The sequence below is a fragment of the Sphingopyxis jiangsuensis genome (assembly GCF_016734905.1).
GTDB classification, from domain to species: Bacteria; Pseudomonadota; Alphaproteobacteria; order Sphingomonadales; family Sphingomonadaceae; genus Sphingopyxis; species Sphingopyxis jiangsuensis.
In genome coordinates this window covers 1,281,648-1,301,430 of the sequence record NZ_JAERPO010000002.1, presented here as the reverse complement: position 1 = coordinate 1,301,430, position 19,783 = coordinate 1,281,648, and the positions used below count along the sequence as shown (strand labels likewise).

15 protein-coding genes are annotated in these 19,783 nt (G+C 65.4%); 7 read left to right on the top strand and 8 right to left on the bottom strand.

The window, feature by feature from the left end:
* Nucleotides 1-127: 127 nt before the first annotated feature.
* The 3 genes from nudC to JI743_RS12935 are packed head-to-tail and all read right to left on the bottom strand — an operon-like array spanning nt 128 to nt 3,317.
* On the bottom strand, nt 128-997 hold the full coding sequence (gene nudC, locus JI743_RS12945) for an NAD(+) diphosphatase (protein ID WP_201928698.1): 870 nt from the start codon (nt 995-997) through the stop codon (nt 128-130).
* Nucleotides 997-2,280: a serine hydrolase domain-containing protein gene (locus JI743_RS12940; protein ID WP_201928697.1), complete on the bottom strand. Its 1,284-nt coding sequence runs from the start codon at nt 2,278-2,280 to the stop codon at nt 997-999. Before JI743_RS12940 ends, nudC begins: the two co-directional genes overlap by 1 nt.
* The gene (locus tag JI743_RS12935) at nt 2,277-3,317 is read right to left on the bottom strand and encodes an A/G-specific adenine glycosylase (protein WP_201928696.1); all 1,041 of its coding nucleotides are present in this window, start codon (nt 3,315-3,317) and stop codon (nt 2,277-2,279) included. Before JI743_RS12935 ends, JI743_RS12940 begins: the two co-directional genes overlap by 4 nt.
* Nucleotides 3,318-3,331: 14 nt before the next feature.
* Here JI743_RS12935 and JI743_RS12930 point away from each other — a divergent pair, with 14 nt between their 5' ends.
* The 4 genes from JI743_RS12930 (at nt 3,332) to smc (ending at nt 9,006) form a co-directional block, all read left to right on the top strand.
* The gene (locus tag JI743_RS12930) at nt 3,332-3,910 is read left to right on the top strand and encodes a DUF721 domain-containing protein (protein ID WP_390881122.1); all 579 of its coding nucleotides are present in this window, start codon (nt 3,332-3,334) and stop codon (nt 3,908-3,910) included.
* Nucleotides 3,911-3,925: 15 nt separating this feature from the next.
* Nucleotides 3,926-4,642: a DsbA family protein gene (locus JI743_RS12925; RefSeq protein WP_201928695.1), complete on the top strand. Its 717-nt coding sequence runs from the start codon at nt 3,926-3,928 to the stop codon at nt 4,640-4,642.
* 38 nt (nt 4,643-4,680) lie between these two features.
* Nucleotides 4,681-5,427: a thioredoxin domain-containing protein gene (locus JI743_RS12920; RefSeq protein WP_201928694.1), complete on the top strand. Its 747-nt coding sequence runs from the start codon at nt 4,681-4,683 to the stop codon at nt 5,425-5,427.
* Nucleotides 5,428-5,562: 135 nt separating this feature from the next.
* The gene (smc, locus tag JI743_RS12915; RefSeq protein WP_201928693.1) at nt 5,563-9,006 is read left to right on the top strand and encodes a chromosome segregation protein SMC; all 3,444 of its coding nucleotides are present in this window, start codon (nt 5,563-5,565) and stop codon (nt 9,004-9,006) included.
* Nucleotides 9,007-9,009: 3 nt separating this feature from the next.
* Here the strand turns inward: smc and ubiA are convergent, their stop codons facing one another.
* From ubiA to JI743_RS12895, 4 genes are all read right to left on the bottom strand, one after another.
* Entirely contained in the window at nt 9,010-9,918 is a 909-nt protein-coding gene (ubiA, locus tag JI743_RS12910) for a 4-hydroxybenzoate octaprenyltransferase (protein WP_201928692.1), read from the bottom strand.
* Between the two features lie 63 nt (nt 9,919-9,981).
* Entirely contained in the window at nt 9,982-10,656 is a 675-nt protein-coding gene (locus JI743_RS12905; RefSeq protein ID WP_236659894.1) for a TadE/TadG family type IV pilus assembly protein, read from the bottom strand.
* On the bottom strand, nt 10,656-11,252 hold the full coding sequence (locus JI743_RS12900; RefSeq protein WP_201928691.1) for a TadE/TadG family type IV pilus assembly protein: 597 nt from the start codon (nt 11,250-11,252) through the stop codon (nt 10,656-10,658). The genes JI743_RS12905 and JI743_RS12900 overlap by 1 nt, the downstream gene beginning before the upstream one ends.
* The gene (locus tag JI743_RS12895; protein ID WP_236659893.1) at nt 11,249-13,114 is read right to left on the bottom strand and encodes a VWA domain-containing protein; all 1,866 of its coding nucleotides are present in this window, start codon (nt 13,112-13,114) and stop codon (nt 11,249-11,251) included. Before JI743_RS12895 ends, JI743_RS12900 begins: the two co-directional genes overlap by 4 nt.
* Nucleotides 13,115-13,389: 275 nt before the next feature.
* On the opposite strand from JI743_RS12895, the gene JI743_RS12890 reads away from it, so the two are divergent.
* The 3 genes from JI743_RS12890 (at nt 13,390) to JI743_RS12880 (ending at nt 18,263) form a co-directional block, all read left to right on the top strand.
* Nucleotides 13,390-14,151 (top strand): 16S rRNA (uracil(1498)-N(3))-methyltransferase, encoded by a 762-nt coding sequence (locus JI743_RS12890; protein ID WP_201928689.1) that lies wholly within the window; start codon nt 13,390-13,392, stop codon nt 14,149-14,151.
* Nucleotides 14,152-14,400: 249 nt separating this feature from the next.
* Nucleotides 14,401-15,774 carry a glutamate--cysteine ligase gene (locus tag JI743_RS12885; RefSeq protein ID WP_201928688.1) on the top strand — a complete coding sequence of 458 codons (1,374 nt, stop codon included), beginning with the start codon at nt 14,401-14,403 and terminating at the stop codon, nt 15,772-15,774.
* A gap of 158 nt (nt 15,775-15,932) precedes the next feature.
* Entirely contained in the window at nt 15,933-18,263 is a 2,331-nt protein-coding gene (locus JI743_RS12880) for a TonB-dependent receptor (RefSeq protein WP_236659891.1), read from the top strand.
* A gap of 42 nt (nt 18,264-18,305) precedes the next feature.
* Here the strand turns inward: JI743_RS12880 and JI743_RS12875 are convergent, their stop codons facing one another.
* Nucleotides 18,306-19,691: a methyltransferase family protein gene (locus tag JI743_RS12875; protein WP_201928772.1), complete on the bottom strand. Its 1,386-nt coding sequence runs from the start codon at nt 19,689-19,691 to the stop codon at nt 18,306-18,308.
* Between the last annotated feature and the right edge of the window lie 92 nt (nt 19,692-19,783).

The following is a 19,783-nucleotide window of genomic DNA, read 5'->3' as shown; positions in this document are numbered from 1 at the left end:
CGGCCAGCGGCCCCTGAAAGCGCCGCAATCTAGGCCTGACAGAAGACCGCACTCGATCACCAGTTCAAAAGGTCAGAAACCCTCTTGCATCACGGGCGGCAACCACAGAAGTCCTGACCCTAGCTGCTCACTCCGCCCAAAGTTCGAGCAGATGCCGCGCAATCGCCAATGGCGGCGGCACCATGAAAGGTGCACCCATATCGCCCGCGAGGGCCGCGCGCACCTCGGCGCGATCGACCCACATCGCCGCCTCAATCTCGGTCGTGTCGAGCGTCAGCGCGGCATCCTCTGCCGTCGCACGGCAGCCGATCATCAGCGACGAGGGGAAGGGCCAGGGCTGGCTGGCGACATAGGTCACGTCGCGCACGCGGATTCCCGCCTCTTCCCATAGCTCGCGCGCTACCGCCTCCTCGATCGATTCGCCCGGCTCGAGAAATCCGGCGAGCGCAGAAAAGAAACCGGGAGGAAAGCCGGGTTGCCGCCCGACGAGCACGCGCCCGTCATGCTCGGCGAGCATAATCACCACCGGATCGACGCGCGGGAAATGTTCGGCGCCGCACGCGTCGCACCGCCGCCCCCAGCCGCCGCGAAACAGTGTCGAGGGGGCGCCACAAACGGCGCAGAAACGGTGCCGCGCATGCCAGTCGACAAGGCTGCGCGCGCCGCCGTAAAGCGCCAGTTCTTCGCCCGAGAGCAGCGGGATGAGCCGCATCACGGTGCGCGACCGCGCATCGATCCGGGTACCGGAAGGCGCTTCGCGCACGAAACGCGGCGTGCCGTCTTCGTCGATCCCGAGCAGCATCAGGGCATGCCCGTCCGCGGAATCGAGCGGCTCCCAAACCAGCCCGCCGCCCTCGCCAGCCGCAAAGTCGATACCGTCGAGCCGCAGGCATAGCGCGCGCGGGTGCGCGACCGCTGCGGAAAACGCGTCGGGATCGACGCGCACCTGGTCGGCGCGGTCGAGCCGGTTCCCCGTAAAGCCGAGCGGCCGCAACATCAGGCCATCACATCCTTGAAAAAGGCCGGACCGAAGCCGCTCTGGAACGGCAGCGCCTCGGCAGGCATATATTGGGCATAGCCGCCCGCGCGATAACCGCGCTTGCGATCGACGAAGCCGATCGTTCCGGCAGCGCCGCCCCATCCGAAAATGCCTTCACCCGTCGGCGAGCTGGCGAGCGAAACACGCCCACCCGCGCCAAAGCCTTCGCCGGCGACAAAGCTGCCCCTTGTGTCGGCGCCTTCGGGGAGCAGGTTCGACATCGCGAGCCGGGCGGTTTCGGGTGACATGATGCGTACGCCGCCGGTCGCGCCTTCGCCAAGGAGCATCGCGAGGAATCGGTCGTAATCGCGCGCGCTCGACACCAGTCCGCCCCCGCCATAGGGCATCGGCGGCGGGTCGAGGTAGATCGAGCTTCGGGCCGGATCGATCGGCAGCAGCACACCGCCGAGCGGCGCATAGTTGGTCGTCAACCGGCCGACATCCGCTTCGGCGACGCGAAATCCCGTGCTTTTCATGCCGAGCGGATCGAATATCCGTTGCTTCAGAAAGGCATCGAACGGCTGACCCGATGCAACCTCGATGACCCGTCCCATCAGGTCGAGCCCGATCGAATAGCTCCAACGGGTTCCAGGCTCATAGACAAGCGGCAGGGTCGCGAGCCGGTCGGCAAAGGCCGTCAGGCTCGGCGCGGGCGTTATCGGCGGAAAGCCCGGAATCGGGAGCCGACTCACCTGCCCCCCGACTAGCCCCGCCTTGTTATAGGCGTCGCGCAGCGGTCCCTTCTGGATGATATTATAGCCCAGCCCCGCCGTGTGGGTGAGGAGGTGGCGCACCGTGATCAGCGTCTTCGCCGGCCGGAGATCGGCAAGCGATCCGTCGGGCGTATTCTGCACCTTCATGTTGGCGAACGCGGGCAAAAGATCGGCGATCGGCTGGTCGAGCCGCAACTTGCCTTCGTCGACCAGCAGCATTGCGGCGATTCCGGTGATGGGCTTGGTCATCGAATAGAGGCGCCACACCGTATCCGGGCCTACCGGCGTGGCCGAGTCCATCGCCTGCGTCCCCGCGCCAAAGAAGGTCGCGGCCTCCTGCCCCTTGCCGATAGCGGCGAGCGTCCCGGCAAGCTCGCGCCGGGCGACGAACCCATTGATGAAAGTGTGCGTCGCGGGATAGGCAGCCGCATCGGAACGCCAGGCAAGCGCAACGCCCGGAAGCATCGCCGCGCCGCCGCCGAACACCAATCCTCCCAACAGCGCGCGGCGCGAAACCATCATGTTCATCCATCACTCTCCCGCATTCGGTCGACCAGCTTGCGATAGAGCGTCGGCAGTCCTGCCGCGTCAAGCTCCGCAATCGGCCACCATTCGCCTTCCGCTGCGGCATCGGGGCTTTCGCGCGCGACAAGTTTCAGCGTCAGGTCGAAATGGGTGAAGCTGTGGCGCACTTCGGCAATAGCCGACTCGCGCGGCGGGGCGTCGGTCCATTCGCTCCCCGGCAAGGCGCGCATCCCGCCGAGCATTGCGCGCGGGGCACGACGCTCGAGCCAGACGTTATCGTCCGACCGTATCCAGTGAGCGACACCATGACGGTGCGGCTTGGCTTTTCTGGGAGGCTTGACCGGCAGGCGTACCGCATCGCTGGTTCCTCGCACCCGGCAATCGTCGGCAATCGGGCAATGCGCGCAATCGGGTGCCCGCGGCGTGCAAATGCGGGCACCGAGATCCATCAGCGCCTGAGCGAAATCGCCCGGCCGCGCCGCAGGAACAAACGGAGCGAGCGCCGCGCGGATTGCGCGCTTCGCTGCCGGAAGCGGCACCTCGATGCGCCGGTGGCGCGCGACTACCCGCTCAATGTTGGCATCGACGACCACGGCAGGGCGACCGAAGGCGATAGCAGCGACAGCGGCAGCGGTATAATCGCCAATTCCCGGCAGCGCGCGCAGCCCGGCCTCGTCATCGGGAAAGTGCCCGCCGTGATCGGCGACGACAGCGCGCGCGCAGGCGAGCAAGTTGCGCGCGCGGGCATAATAGCCGAGCCCCGCCCACGCTGCCATGACGTCGGCATCATCCGCCGCGGCAAGGTCGGCGAGCGTCGGCCAGAGCGCGGTGAAACCCGTAAAATATCCGGTGACGGCGGCAACGGTCGTCTGTTGCAGCATGATTTCGGCAAGCCACACGCGATAGGGGTCGGGCACGGCGCGGCTCCCCGGCGGGACGCGCCACGGCAGCGTGCGCGCCTCGCGGTCGTACCAGTCGAGCAGGCGGTTCGCGAAATCACCCGTAGCGGCGGTAGTTGTTGTGGATGGCTGGACGCTCACCCCCCGCCTATGGCATGGCGGCAGCCATGGCGAAAGACGCGGGCAAGGACAAAACGGTCGGAAAGGCCAAGGGAACGACGAAGGCCGGAAAGCCCGCCGCGCGTGCCTATGAGCGTCCGCGCGGCGGCGCCGCGCGCGCGATTTCGGACCTCGTCCCCGAAATCGGCCGCACTGCTTTTCGCAAATTCGGTTTCATCCAGAGCTCGGTCGTCAGCCGCTGGCGCGAAATCGTCGGCGACCGGCTGGCCGACGTCACCCAGCCCGCGATGATCCGCTTTCCCGCCGGGCAAAAGGCGGGCGGCACGCTGCACCTGACGATCAGCGGCGCGCACGCTCCGATGCTCCAGCATGTCGCGCCCGACATCATCGCCGTGGTCAACCGCTTCTTCGGCTATGCCGCGATTGCGCAGGTGCGGATGACGCATGGCGAGGTCGCCCCCGCGGCGCCTGTGCGCGAGCCTGCCATTCTCAAACCGGTCCCCGCCGAACTCGGCGACAGCCTGCGCGACATCGGCGATCCCGAACTGCGCACTGTGCTCGAGCGCATGGCCGCAGGTCTGGCGTCGACACCCAAACTGCCCAAAATTGGTTGAAAGGTTAGTGAATCGATGACCGCCAGAACGCACCGTATTGCGCGTCGCGCGGCACTCGCGCTTTTTTCCGGCGGCGCTCTCGCCCTCCTCACCGCCGTCACCCCTGCCAAGCCGCTAAACTGGTCGGCGACCGTATCGGTGAGCCCGATCGGCGCGCATATCGTCGGAAACCCCGCCGCGAAGGTACGGCTGGTCGAATATCTAAGCTATACATGCGGCACCTGCGGCGAATTCGAACGCGCCGGAGGCGCGCCGCTCAAGGCACAATATGTCGACCCCGGACTCGTTGCGGTCGAGTACCGCAACTTTGTGCGCGACCCGGTCGACATGACTGCCGCGCTGCTCGGGCGGTGCGGCGGCCCGAAGGCGTTTGCCGGCAATCACCGCGCCATCCTCGCCGCGCAACCCGATTGGCTCGCAAAAGTCCAGAAGGCGACTGATGCGCAGGTACAGAGCTGGTATCAAGGCAGCGTCAGCGCGCGAGCGCGCAAGATATCGGCCGACACCGGACTGCGCGCGCTGATCGCGGCGCGCGGATTGAGCCCCGCGCAAATCGACGCCTGCCTCGACAGTGAAGTGGCGCAGGCCGAACTCGCCGGAATGACCAATGTCGGCCGAAACGCCGACCATGTCCACGGAACGCCTACCTTTTTCATTAACGGGCGCGAAGCGGGGGTGGTCGACTGGCCAAGCCTCAAAACGCGGCTCGACGCCGCGCTCAATGGCTCCTAAAAGCTCAATCAAAGACAACTTCCGGAGAAATACCGACCATGACCCCTTCGCTGCGCATCGCCCTGCTGTCCTCGCTCGGTGCCCTCGCCCTCGCCGGTTGCGGCGACAGCAAGACCGATCCCGCCAAGGAGCAGGACGTCATCGCCAAGATCGCAGCGCCCGAGGGCAAGAGCTGGTCCGAGGTCGTGAGCTTCGACGCTGATGGCAGCGCTGTCATGGGCAACCCCGAAGCGCCGATCAAGATTCAGGAATATGGCGCCTTCACCTGCGGCCACTGCGCCAGTTTCGCCCAGGAATCGCACGAGGAATTGAAGCGCGATTTCATCGACACCGGCCGCGTGTCGTTCAAGCTGACGCCTTTCATGCTCCATCCGATCGACGCGGTCGCGGGCGCGATCGTCAAATGCGCGGGACCCGAGCGCTATTTCCCGCTCGCCGATGCGACCTTCCTCGAACATGAGAATTTCATCGCCGGCGCACAGGCCGCGCCGGCGCCGCAGATCGAGAGCGCGATGGGGTTGCCCCCCGCCGAGCGGTTCAACGCAATGGCGGCAGCATGGAAGATCGACCAATTCTATCAGGCGCGCGGCGTTCCCGCGGACACGGTGAAGCAGTGCCTCGCCAACGTCGAGAATGTGACCGCGATCGAAAAGGGCACGAACGACGGCCAGAAAAAATATAATATCACCGGGACGCCGACCTTCATCATCAACGGGCAGGTCGCCGAAGGCATCACGACGTGGGGCCCGATGCGCGACCGGCTGCGCACGATGGGCGCGCGCTGATCGGAATTTACCGCCAATCCGGCCGTTCAACCCCCCTTGCGACTCCCCAGCCCGCGCGGCATGACGGAGCCAAGGGGGATTTGTGACGCAAAGGTTGCACGGCCTGCGATTCGGTAATCGGCACGAGGTGGCTTCGTGCAGATAAAGCGGCTGCGCCTCACCGGTTTCAAAAGTTTCGTCGAACCCACCGAACTGCGCATCGAGCCCGGACTGACCGGCGTCGTCGGGCCGAACGGCTGCGGCAAGTCGAACCTGCTCGAAGCGATCCGCTGGGTGATGGGCGAATCGTCACCCAAATCGATGCGCGGCGGCGGGATGGAAGATGTCATCTTCGCGGGCACATCGACGCGGCCCGCGCGCGATTTTGCCGAAGTCGCGATTCATTGCGACACCGAAGGCGCGGTCGTCGCAGGGCTTGCCGACGCGAGCGACGGGCATGAGCTGGAAATCATCCGCCGCATCGAACGCGGCGCGGGCAGCGCCTATCGCGCCAATGGCCGCGACGTCCGCGCCAAGGATGTCGCGCTAATCTTTGCCGACGCCGCGACCGGCGCGCACAGCCCCGCACTCGTCAGCCAGGGCAAGATCGCAAACGTCATCGCCGCCAAACCCGCCGACCGCCGCGCGATGCTGGAGGAGGCGGCGGGGATCGCCGGACTTCACGTCCGCCGTAAGGACGCCGAGCAAAAGCTGCGCGCGACCGAAACCAATTTGAACCGCCTGTCCGAAATCGTCGCCGACATGGAGGTGCGCGCCAATGCGCTGCGCCGCCAGGCACGCGCCGCCGAACGCTATAAGCGGCTGTCGGACGAAATTCGCGTCGCCGAAGGGCGGTTGATCTATGCGCGCTGGCGCGATGCCGCCGCCGCGGCAGACCAGGCGCGGCGCGATGCCGATGCGGCGGAAGCGGCCGTCAAGGCTGCGCAGGCCGAGCTCGAAACCATTACCGCCGCGCAAACCGCTGTTGCCACACGCGTCGCCGAGGCACGCCGCGAGGCACAGGCGCAGCGCGATGCGCTTGCCGAAGCGAGCGCGGCGCAGGCACGACTTCAGGGCGAAGAGCGCGCCGCGCGGCAGCGGCTCGACGATCTCGCTGCGCAACAAGAGCGGCTTGCCGCCGACCGCGAGCGCGAGGGGGACCTTGCACGCGAAGCGCACGCCGCACTGACCGCGCTCGATGCCGAGGGGCGCACGCTCGCAAAGAAAGTTGCGGACCAAGCGACGGGCAAGGCGGCGCTGGTCGAAGCCGACCAAGCGGCGCAGGCGCGGCTACGCGATGCCGAGGTCGCGCTCGCGCAGGCGCGCGCCAAGGCGGCGAGCGAAGCCGCCGACCGCCGCATCGCCGTGTCGGCGCGCGACAGCGCAGCCACAGCGCTACGACGGCTCGAAGAGGACAAGCGCCGCGTCGACGCCGAGGTCGCGGCGCTTGGCGACGGCGACGCGCTCGCAGCGCGGCTCGACGAGAGCCGGACCGCCGCCGCCGCATCGGAACAGGCGATCGCAGACGCCGAGCGCGCGCTCGACGAGGCTGAGGCCGACCGCACGGCCTGTGCGACCGACGCCGGCGAAATCGAAGCCGCGCTCGCCGAAGCGCGCGCGGCGCTCGCCTCGCTCGACGGCGAAGCGGCGACGCTTGAGCGCGCACTCGCGGCGGCGCGCAGCGACGCGAACCGTATCCTCGACCAGATCCGCGTCGCGCCCGGTTACGAGACCGCGCTCGCGGCGGCGCTGGGCGACGATCTCGATGCGGGAACCAAACGCGATGCGGCGCGCAGTTGGCTCGGCACCGAGCGCGCCGATGGCGATCCTGCGCTCCCCGCCGGGACCGAGGCACTCGCCGCGCACGTCACCGCACCCCGCGCGCTTGCGCGCCGCCTCGCGCAGGTCGCGGTGGCCGATGATGACAGTGGCCAACCGCTTGCCGTGGGGCAGCGGCTTGTCACGGCCGACGGCATGATGCGGCGCTGGGACGGCTTCGTCTCGCGCGGCGACGGCGCGACCGCGAGCGAGCGGCTGATGCGCCAGAACCGCCTCGACGCGCTCGCCGCACAGCGCCCGCAGGTCGAGCTGGGAGTGCAGGAACTGCGCGACCGCCGCGACCGGACTGCGGCGCGCCTCGCCGAGCTGGTCGAGGCCGTGGCAACCGCGCGCAAGCGGCTCGCGCAGGCCGACGAGGAACGCCGCGCCGCGCTGCGCGCTGCCGATCAGGCGCAAGCCGCGCTCGACCGTCACCGCGATGCGGCGGCGCTGTTCGACCGGCGGATTGGCGAACTATCGGCGGCGCTGGACGAGGCGAAGGCAGCGCTCGCCACGCAAGAGGCAGCGCTTGCCGCGCTCCCCGACGACAGCCTCGCGCGCGCCGCGCTCGACGCAGAGGAGCGCGCCGCCGACCGCGCGCGCGCCGACGCGGCGAACGCACGCGATGCGCTCGCAGCGCATGAACGCACGGTCAGCGCACTGAGCGAGCGGCAAGCTGTCGTCGCCGCCGAGATCAAGAGCTGGAAGGCGCGGGCGGGCGAGGCGGCGCGGCGTGTCACCGACATGGACAAACGCGCCGACGCACTGGGCGCGGAGGCTGCTAAGCTTGCCGATATCCCCGGCCAGCTCGCACAGCAACGCGCCGAAGCCGAAGCCCGGCAGGCGACGCTGCGCGAGCAGCTTGCCGAGGTCGAGGCGCAGGAGCGCACCGCCGAAGCCGCGCTGCGCGAGGCCGAAGCAGCGCTGTCGGCGATCCGCGAGCGCGTCGCCACCGCGCGCGAGGCGCGCGCGGGCGCCGTCGCGCGCTCCGAAAATGCCGAGATGCGGCGGATCGAAATGGGGCGCCTGTCGGGCGAGCGCTTCGAATGCCCGCCGCCCCTGCTTCCGCAAAAAGCAGGGTTCGACAGCGCGTCCGTCGGCGATGCCGCCGCCGAATCGGCCGCGCACGATCGGCTGATTGCAGACCGCGAGCGGTTGGGTCCGGTCAATCTGGTTGCCGCCGACGAGCTTGCCGAGCTCGATACCGAGCGCGAAAAGAGCGCCGCCGAGATCGAGGAGCTGCAACAGGCGGTCAATCGGCTGCGCGGATCGATCGGCAACCTCAACCGCGAGGGCCGCGTCCGCCTGCTCGCCGCCTTCGAAGCAGTGAACGGACATTTCCAGCGCCTGTTCACAACCTTGTTCAACGGCGGCCAGGCACATCTCGAGCTTGTCGACTCGGACGACCCGCTCGAGGCGGGCCTCGAAATCATGGCGCAGCCGCCGGGCAAGCGGCTCGGCACGCTCACCTTGCTGTCAGGCGGCGAACAGGCGCTGACTGCGGTCGCGCTGATATTCGGCCTGTTCCTCACCAACCCCGCCCCGATCTGCGTCCTCGACGAGGTCGACGCGCCGCTCGACGACGCGAATATCGAGCGTTTCTGCGATCTGCTCGACCGGATGACGCGCGAAACGAAAACGCGCTATCTGATCGTGACGCACAATGCGGTGACGATGGCGCGGATGCACCGTCTGTTCGGGGTAACGATGATCGAGCGCGGCGTCAGCCGTCTCGTCTCGGTCGATCTGGGCAGCGCCGAGGAATTGCTCGCCGCCGAATAGGCCTCAGGGCGCGCTGCCAACCACGAGCATCGCCGCGAAGACGAGCAACCCCGCAAAGCGGTTACTGCGAAACTTGGCGAGCGCGTCCTCCCCGCTTTTCGGGTCGAGCGTCACCACCTGCCCCGCAAAATGGAGTGTCGCGGGGACGAGCGCGACGAAGACGAGCGGGTCGGGCCGGACCGACCACAGCGCCCCCGCCCAGCAACCTATCGCCGTCGCATAGCACAGCGCGACGCCGCCGCGGACCCGTCCGCCAAGCGCGCGCGCGCTCGATTTGACGCCGACGAGCATGTCGTCCTCGATATCCTGCAGCGCATAGATGGTGTCATATCCGATCACCCAGGCGATGCAGCCCGCATAGAGCAGCGGCAGCGCAAGCCCCTGCGCGCCGCCGACCGCGACCCAGCCAACGAGCGCGCCCCAGCTGAACACCAGCCCGAGCCACGCCTGCGGCCACCAGGTAATCCGCTTCATGAACGGATAGGCGGCGACGAGAATCAGGCTCGCGAGGGCGACGATCTGCGCCTTGAGCGGGAGCTGCAGAAGCACGACGAGTCCGACGAGTGCCAATATCGCCGTCCAGATGGCGGCAGCGCGCACCGACACGGCGCCGCTCGCGACCGGCCGCGACGCCGTTCGCGCGACTTTCGCATCAAGATTGCGATCGACGATATCATTATAGACGCACCCCGCGCCGCGCATTGCGATTGCGCCGACGAGCATCCACAGGAGTAGCGGCCAATACGGACGTGCACCGCCCGCAAGCGCGATCCCGAAGGCGCAGGGCCAGAAAAGCAGCCACCAGCCGATCGGACGGTCGAACCGCGCGAGCAGCGCATAGGGACGAAGCGCGGCGGGAAGGAGCGCGACAAGTCCCTTGAGCTGGCTGTCGGGAGGATGGGCTGCAGTCATCGGCCTGCGGGCGATAGCAGCAGCCGTGCCTGCAATAAATGGTCGATTCGCCGATCGGTTCGATCAGTCGCAGGTCGACGGCGTCACGCCGTTGGACGGATATATCTGCGACAAGTCGCGCCCTTCGCGAATATTGAACGCAGCGGTCGACCGGATTGTCCGCGGCCCCATCCAGCTTCCATAGGCAAGCGGCTTGTACTGATAGACGATTTCGACGAACATCACGGCCGATCCCAATGGCGCGGTCACTTCGCGGGAAGGCGGACCCATTCCGGGAAAATCGGTTCCGGTCTCTCCGTCGCCCTCCTTGCCAAATGAGGACTCGACGCCCAGATTGCCGTAGCAACGCTGCCAGTGGATCCACTGGCCACCGTCGCTGTTGCGTTCGAGGCTCGACAGGATGATGCGCCCGCGCGCACCAAGATCGAGACCGCTGCCTTGCTGTTCGGCACCCGTGAAAACTTCATTCACGTCGACTTCGCGGACGCGCGGCAACGACAGGTTGCTGCCGACGGCGATACGCGATGCGTTGTCGGCCGCGCTCAGGCCGATCTGGCTGATCCGCGTATGCGAAAGCGTGAGCCACGCCATTTCCATCCCACCGATCCCCAGAAGGACGAGCAGCGGGATGCAGAATGCCATTTCGATCATGACGGTCGCGCGCCGGTCGCGAAGCAGCCGCACGCGGCGCATGGCGCGAGCCGCCGCGATGCGGCAGCGGCGAGACGAAAGTTTCATCATTTGCATATGACCTCGCTTGTCGACGAGTCGGCGGCATAAGGCTGGTTGCGAAGGACGGTCGACGACGTCAGCGTCATCTCCTGCGGCTGGCCAAGCATGTTCCACACCGGCAATACCCGGTCGAAGGTCATCGACACGCGATAGAGCACGACGTCGTCGGCGCCACCGTTGCCGCTGGCGCCGCGGTCGGCTTCCCAGCTGCCGGAACCGTTCAGATCCTCGAAGCATTCGCCCGGATCCCAGACGCCATTGCCATTATTGTCGCTCAGCGGCTCAGGCTTGCCGACATCGCTGAAACTTTCATAGGCAAGGCGTTCAAATTCGACGTCGGCGTGACCGAAAACCTCGAGCACCCGCGCCTCGACGCGCGCGTCGAGCGCCGTCTGGTCGTCGGCATAGCTTTCGAGCGTCGACAGGCGTGCTGCCTGACTGACAGCCCCCTGGAGCACCTGCTTGGCATAGAGCTGCCAGCAATAGTCGAAGACGCCCATCAGGAGCAGCAGGAACACCGGTGCCGTCAGGGCGAACTCGATCAACGCGGTCCCGCGCTTGTTGCGGCGAAGGCGGCGGATGAAAGACAGGCGCCGGGTCATTGCGACAGCCTCAACTTGGAAATTTCGCGCGCAATTGCCTGGAAGTTATCGTTGAGCTGTTGGGCATTATTGGCCTGATATGCCTTGCCCGGGGTCGCGCAATTTTGGAGCCTTGTGGTCAACGAGGTCCCGAAGCTGACGACCCAGACAGTGATATTCTTTGCCTTTGCGCGCTCGCAAAGCTGGCTGAAGCGGTTGTTGTGGCGATTGACGGCATCGCTGTCGCTTGTGGCGCCGATGCGCGCGATGACCTGTTCGAGCCCCTGATGCGAATAGTTGGACCGCGGCGTATTCATGTCGCCGTCGGTCATATAGAGAATGTGGCGCGCGATAGGACGGTTGTTGGGCGCCGTGGCGTTTTCGCTGGCGAAAAGCCCTGTCGGCGAGATCATCCGCGCACCCCAGACCATCCCCGAATCATGATAGGTATAGCCGTGCGCCTTCAACTGCCCGATATAGTCGACGAACACTGACCGGTCGGCCGCTTTGAGCGGCGTTAGCTTCATAACCGGCACGGGGCAGGCCCCAAGGTCACCCTTGACCGCCTTGTCCTCGAAACTGTCGACATGGCTCGTGCTGCTCGATGTCGTAGTCGCCGATGAATTTCGGCTGTAGGCAAAATCGGGCAGAAACAGCTTCCATTTGGTCGCGTCGTCTGACGTCGGGACCATGTCGATGTCCATGTCATAGGCGCTGCTCGGCGCCGTTGTCGAAGAATTGAAGGCTGTCGTTTGCCGCTCCATCACGCAGCCGTCCCAATTGGCTGTAACATCAACGCCCTTGGTCCCCGTGTCGAGCGTCAGCGCTCCTCCGGACTTGACCGCAGAAACATCGACATCGACCCGGTTCTGGTAGGTGAAGTATGAGAACACCATCACGGGCGGCTCTTTGAGCGTTCCCGGCGTTGAGCGCACATACTCCATCGTCCGCGACTGCAACTGGCATTTGTTGCTTGCCCAATTGTACCGATATTGTTTGTACCGATAGGCTTGGTTTTCGTCGAAGTTCGTAATGCGATTCTGCTCGCCGTCGATATATTGTCCGGTCTGCGTCGACGTCGCGGACCCCGAAGGTGAGGCCGGATCGTCGGGTGGAGGCGTGAGCGCGGAACAGGCTGCGCTGTTGTTCGCATAGCTTTTCCCGCCCTCGTTCGACCATCCGGTAATCGCGCTTACGGGGCCATTTGCAGGGGAGCCATAGGTGGTCGTCCCGCCATTATAGCCGGGAGTGAATGTGGGGACGCGCGACGGAATCGTAACCTTGTCCGACAGCCAACTGGGGTCAGCCGAGTAAAGGACCGATCCGACGTTGACCGTAGCGCTGTAGGGAACAACGCCGAATCGCAGGCGGCCGTCACCGAGCTCAGCCGTGGTCAGCGTGTCAAAAAAGTCGATCGACGCTTCTTTCAGCGCCTCGAGCCGCGAAACCGAGTCGCCCGAATTGACCGTGTCCATCGACCCCGTCACGTCGAGCACGAGCATGACGTCGGCATTCGAGATTTCGAGCTTGGCGGCGCAATTGGCCGTCAGGTCGAAATTTTCGAAACCAAATACATGCATCATCGACGTCGGAAGACGGGCGGTCGCCGTTCCGACGACGTCGGAGGTTCCTTGCGGCTGCGATTCAAAGGTCACGCCCTCGCTGCCATAGACGCTCGCGGGATAGTTGAAGTCGAACATCTTGGCCGCTTCGGCCTTGGCGTCTTCGGTATAGGTCGATGCGCCCATGTAGCGGCGACCCGCGAGCACACCCGCGTCGCAGGCCTGTTGCAGGCGCAATTGCGCCATATAGGCGCGGCCGATGTCGATGCCCGATCCGACGATGCCGACCACAGGTACGATAGCCGCTGCAGTCAGCATCATGGCGTTGCCGCCCGAATCGCGAACCAGTTTCGCTGTCCCTTGCCGCAAGCGGCTGATCCAGGTCCCTCGCATGGTCTAACACCCCTCTTGGGCCAGACGCGCGCCCCACTAGATGCGTGACTGGTATCCGGCACGTAGGGAGAAACTGCTTACCAAAATGCTAATCGGCGAGCGCGAGAACCGCGCAAATCCGCGATTCTGCTTCGATTTGGGACAAGGCCGATCAGTCCATAGCGGTTGATGCACAAAATAGCGCAAGCTGCTATCGGACCTCCATGCCCGCCACTCCCGCATGGCCGCCCGCCAGCACACCCCGCCTGTTCATGGATTCGCCGTTGGCGCCTATGGCCACGCCGGTCGTCGAAGGGGCCGCGGCCCATTATCTGCTGAACGTCATGCGGATGAAGCCGGGCGATCCCATATTGCTGTTCGACAATCGCAGCGGCGAATGGCTCGGTACTGTCGCCGAAGCCGCAAAACGCGCGCTTACTATCCGGATCGAACGGCAGGTGCGCGCAATCGAAGCCGTCCCTGACCTGTGGCTCTGCTTCGCCCCGGTCAAGAAGGCGCGGCTCGACTGGATTATCGAAAAAGCGACCGAACTCGGCGTCGCACGCCTGCAACCCGTGGTTACCGAACGCACGATCGTCGAGCGGGTGAAGCGCGAACGGATCGCGGCGCAGATTGTCGAGGCCTGCGAACAATGCGGCCGCACAGCCCTTCCCGAACTTGCCGATCCGGTAAAGCTTCCCGCGCTCCTGAAGCACTGGCCTGCCGATCGCGCACTGCTTTTCGCCGACGAGGCAGGCGGGGTCGCGATCGCCGACCTCGACGCACCAGCCCCCGCCGCGATTCTGACCGGGCCGGAGGGTGGCTTCACCGACCGCGAGCGCGACGCCCTGCTGTCGACTGCCGCCACCCGCCGATTGTCGCTGGGCCCGCGGATCCTGCGCGCCGAAACCGCTGCGATTGCGGCGATAAGCCTGTGGATGGCACAGTACGGCGACTGGAACGGAGCCCCCGAGCCGCTTCGTTAGCATGGATCAGGCATGTTCGCGCCAAAGCGCACGCATGATAGGTCGGGGTTAGGGCGATGTCGCTTGCGCGGGGGCGAGCGGTGCCGGCAAAAGCCCCCCCTGGGGCGGGGTCTTTGCAGGCGGCACCCTTTTCTCACCCACCGCGCCGCTGGCCCCGACACCCACGATGGCGATCGCCTTTACCGTCACCGTCGACTGAACACCAACGGCCCCGATTGAATTTTATACCGAACCGTCTAAATGCGCGAAATGAGCACGCGCACCGTTTCGGACAGCAACGATCCTATCATCGAGAATCGCGACCAGCTCGCGGCCCCCATGGCAAAGGGCGAAAAGCCCCGCGAACAATGGCGCATCGGCACCGAGCATGAAAAATTCGTCTATCGGGTCAGCGATCACCGCGCGCCCGGCTATGACGAGCCCGGCGGCATCCACGATCTGTTGATGGCGCTCACGCGCTTCGGCTGGGAGCCGGTAGTCGAGGGCGGCAAGGTCATCGCACTGTCGGGCAGCGACGGCACGGTCAGCCTCGAACCGGCGGGCCAGCTCGAACTGTCGGGGGCACCGCTCGAAAATCTCCACCAGACCTGCGCCGAAACCGGTCGCCATCTGAAGCAGGTGAAAGAAGTTGGCGCCGAGCTTGGCCTCGGCTTCCTCGGGCTCGGCATGTGGCCCGACAAGGCGCGCGCCGACCTGCCGATCATGCCCAAGGGTCGCTACAAGATCATGCTCGCCCATATGCCGCGCGTCGGCAGTCTTGGACTCGACATGATGCTGCGCACCTGCACCATCCAGACCAACCTCGACTATGCAAGCGAGGCGGACATGGCGCAGAAATTTCGCGTCAGCCTGGCCTTGCAGCCGCTCGCGACCGCGCTCTTTGCCTCCTCGCCCTTCACCGAGGGCAGACCCAACGGATTCATGTCGTATCGCAGCCACATCTGGACCGACACCGACCCTGCCCGCACCGGGATGCTCCCCTTCGTGTTCGAGGAAGGCTTCGGCTATGACCGCTATGTCGACTATATGCTCGACGTGCCGATGTATTTCGTCTTCCGCGACGGCAAATATATCGATGCTGCGGGGCAAAGTTTTCGCGATTTCCTGAAGGGCGAGCTTCCCGCGCTGCCCGGCGAGCTGCCGCGACAATCCGACTGGACCGATCATCTGTCCACGGCGTTCCCCGAAGTGCGCCTCAAAAGCTTCCTCGAAATGCGCGGCGCCGATGGGGGACCGTGGAACCGCATTTGCGCGCTTCCCGCGCTGTGGGTGGGCTTGCTCTACGATCAGGGCGCACTCGATGCCGCGTGGGATCTGGTCAAGGGGTGGAGCATCGAGGAACAGCAGGCACTGCGCGACGCGGTCCCACGCGAGGGACTATGCGCCCCCGCGCCGGGTGGCGGAACGCTGGGCGACCTCGCCCACCGCGTACTCGACATCGCCGCCGCCGGCCTCGCCGCGCGCGGCGAGGTCAACTCGATGGGCGATAATGAGGTCGGCTTCCTCGAGCCGCTTCGCCGGATTGCCAAGACGGGCAATTCGCCCGCGCACGACCTGCTCGATCGCTTCGACGGCGAATGGGCGGGCGATCTATCGCGCATCTACGACGAGCTCAACTTCTGACGGACGTAACCATTCGCCAAAGTGCAGCAATTTCGCAACACTGTTGACATGAATGTCGGCCGGGAACGCGCGAGCGGTTGACGCTGCCCGTTTCGGCGGCCACGCATTGCGCGTTTTTTTACCTCTCCCACCGTCCCATCTTTGTCAGGAAGCTTGCCATGCGCCACTTTCCTTCCGCTATCGCTATATCCGTCGCCCTCGCCTCTGCCGGCTGGGTAGCCCCTGCCGTCGCGCAGGACGCACCTGCCGTTGATCAGGGCGGGCTTGGCGAGATCATCGTCACCGCACAGCGCCGTGAGGAAAATCTGCAGGACGTGCCGATTTCGATCACGACCGTGTCGGGCGACAAGCTTGACGCGATTGGCGCGGGCGGTCAGGACGTGCGCGCGCTTTCGGCTCGCGTCCCCAGCCTCGTCGTCGAATCCTCGTTTGGCCGCACTTTCCCGCGCTTTTACATCCGCGGGCTCGGCAACACCGATTTCGACTTCAACGCATCGCAGCCAGTCAGCCTCGTCTATGACGATGTTGTCCTCGAAAACCCGATCCTGAAAGGCTTTCCGGTGTTCGACGTCGACCGCGTCGAAGTGCTGCGCGGGCCGCAGGGCACCCTTTTCGGCCGCAACACGCCGGCAGGGATCGTGAAGTTCGACTCGGCCAAGCCGACAGACTATCTCAGCGGCTACGGCCGCGTCTCCTATGGTCGATTCAACGCGGTCAACGCGCAGGGCGCAGTCAGCGGCCCGCTCGGCGAAAAGGTCGATGTCCGCCTGTCGGCGCTTTATCAGCGTCAGGACGATTATGTCGACAATGTGCTCCCCGGTGGCACCCAGGAGAACGCGCTTGAGGGCTTCGACGAATTTGCGCTCCGTTTTCAGGGGCTCGTCAAGCCGACCGACAATCTCGACATCTTGCTGACGGGCCAGCTTCGCCGCCTCAACGGCACTGCGCGCGTGTTCCGCGCCAATGTCTTCACGCGGGGCGAAAAGGGACTCAACGAAAATTTCGATCGCTTCCGCGTATCAACCGACGGCCAGAACGAACAGCGCGTGCGCACCGGCAACGCTTCGGCACGCATCACATGGGATCTCGGCCCCGTCTCGCTGATCTCGGTCACCAGCCTGTGGAAGGGCCACGCCACCTCAGTCGGCGACGTCGACGGCGGCTTTGGCGCCAACTTCCTGCCGCCGAACCTCTATGGTCCCGGCGAAATCCCCTTCACTGCCGAAACGCGCGACAGCGTTCCGCACCTGTCGCAATTCACGCAGGAGGTCCGGATCGCGAGCAACGGCAACACGCCGGTGAGCTATCAGGCCGGCTTCTTCTATTTCGACGAAGACCTCGACATTGTCAGTGAAAATTATTCGACGCTCGGCGATCCGCTCAACGCGCCCGGCGGCGTCAACATTGTCGTCAGCCAGATGCAGCGCAGCAAGGCCTATGGCCTGTTCGGCTCGCTGACCTGGCAGGCGACCGATCAGCTCAGCATCACCGGCGGCATCCGTTACAATGACGACAAGCGGCGGTACGAGGTTGTGCGCAGCCACGACTCGCAATTCCCGGTCTTCCTGCAGAACCCCCTCGGCACGGTGACCCGCCGCGTCAGCGACAATAATGTCACTTGGGACGCGAACATCACCTATGCCGCGACCGACGACATCAACCTCTATGCCCGCGTCGCGCGCGGCTATCGCGCGCCGAGCATCCAGGGTCGCATCCTCTTCCCGCCCGCGACCGCTACGCCGCTCGAATCGGGCGTGACGATCGGCGATTCGGAAACGATCACCTCCTATGAAGCCGGGCTCAAGTCGACGTTGCTCGACGGCCGCGCGCGCTTCAACCTGTCGGGCTTTCTCTATGACCTCAACGATGCGCAGCTCACCGCGGTCGGCGGCGGGGTCAATGCGAACCGCCTGATCAACGCGAAGAATGTCCGCGGCTATGGCATCGAGGCCGACCTCGAACTTGCTCCCGTAGACGGCATGCTTCTGACGGCAGGGCTCAGCTACAACCATACCGAGATTCGCGATCCGAACCTGACTACCGCCGCATGTGGTGCGACGCGCGTCGACACCTTCCCCAATGTGTCGCTGTGCACGATCCTCGACCCGATCGTCACGCCCGCCGCGCCTTTCGCGCCTGCGATCGTCAACATCGACGGCAACAGCCTGCCGCAGGCGCCGCGCTGGATCGCGAACTGGACCGCCAAATATGGCGTGCCGATGGGCGACGGCGAGCTCTATGCCTTCACCGACTGGTCCTATCGTTCGAAGATCAACTTCTTCCTCTATGAATCGGTCGAGTTTCAGGACGGCCACCAGCTCGAGGGCGGCGTACGCGTCGGGTACAAGACCGACAGCTTCGACGTTGCGGCCTTTGTCCGCAACCTGACGAACGATAAGTCTGCGGTCGGGGCGATCGACTTCAACAACCTGACCGGCTTCGTCAACGAGCCCCGTATCTGGGGCGTCGAGGCGGGCTTCAAATTCTGATGATCTGATTGTCGGGCGGGCGCTCGCGGGCGCCCGCCTGCATCAGGCGACCGGTCCGACGCGAGGATCGGGTTTCAGCGTTACCAGCGGGCGTGAACGGCCCGACAGCCGCGCGACGAGGCGCGGCAGCGGCGCGTGCTTCTGCGCCCAGTTCCAATAGGCGACATAGGCGGGATCGGCGAGGAGATGCTTCTCCTCTGTCTTTGCGCGCCAATAATAGACGCCCGAGACGCAGCCGAGCAGGATCACGTTGCGCGCCGCCTCGACCCAGCCGCCCGCGGTGACGAGAAAGGGCAGCGACCCGATCCACCAGGTCAGATTCTTGGACACATAGGCAGGGTGGCGCGTGAGGGCATAAGGCCCGTGCGTGATGATCCCGCGATGCGTGAGGTTCGAAAAGCGGATGCCGAAGGCCATCGTCGCCCAGCTATAGACTGCGGTCAGCGCGGCGAGGACGACCGCCCACACCATGAGCAGCGTCTCGTGCCCCGCCAGCCAATGCCCCCAATCGGCACCGCTTACCTGATAGTCAAGCGGCCCACCGTTCATCAGGATGAAGGGCGGATAGCAGACGAGCGCCGCGACCCACGCCATGCCATAGGGATTGGCGGTGCGGATGTGCGAATCGAGCGGCTTCAGCGTCAAGATATAGCCGACCGTCGCGATGTGGACGTCGACGAGATAGAGGAGGTTGATCGTCCAGATCCCCGTCAGATAGGGGTTGGCGAGCACCTCGGTCATAGGCACCGTGACCAGCGCCGAAAAATTGCCGGGCACGATCGACAACATGAAGGCCGTGAAAAAGCCCTTCACCGCCCATGCACGCAGATGGTGGCCGATCGCGCGAGTATCGACCGGCTGTCCAGGCGCGATCAGCCAGCGCCCAAAGGCGTAGCAGCCGTCGCGCGGCTCGATCGCGCGGCGGTCGAGCCACAGCATATAGGGCACCGAAACGAGCAGCAGCCACGGAGCGGCGTACGTCAGAAGGTCCATCGCAAAGGCGTAATTGCCCGTCCAATAATAGCGCATCGTCGCATAGATGAGCGCGATGAGCCCCCAAGTCGCCCAGAGTCCGGCCAATTTCGTGAGACTGATGTCGAGCGTTTCGCGCCACGGTCGTCGCCGCGACCAGTCGATTCCGGTCGACGGGTTGCGGTGCACCTTGTCGACGAAAACCGACCACAGCACCATCGGGATACCGCAAGCCAGCACGCTCGCAAGCGCCGACGCGGGACCGCTGAGCGGGCCGCGGTCTGCCCAGTCGACGCCGAACACTGCGGCAACCTGAGGCGCATAGCGGGCAAGCAACAAATAGGTGAACAGACCGGCAAGCCCCGCAAAACCGACTCCGGCGCTCACCGCCGACTGCGGACGGCGCGCGGGCAGTTCGGCCGAATCGGCGTCGGCCGAAGGGGCAAGAGTGGTGATCTGGTTCACCGCGCCGACCTAGCCAAAAATGGTAAGCAAGCCGTCAATGATGTTCGGCGATTCGCGGCTATTGTCACTTCGAATGTCAGTAT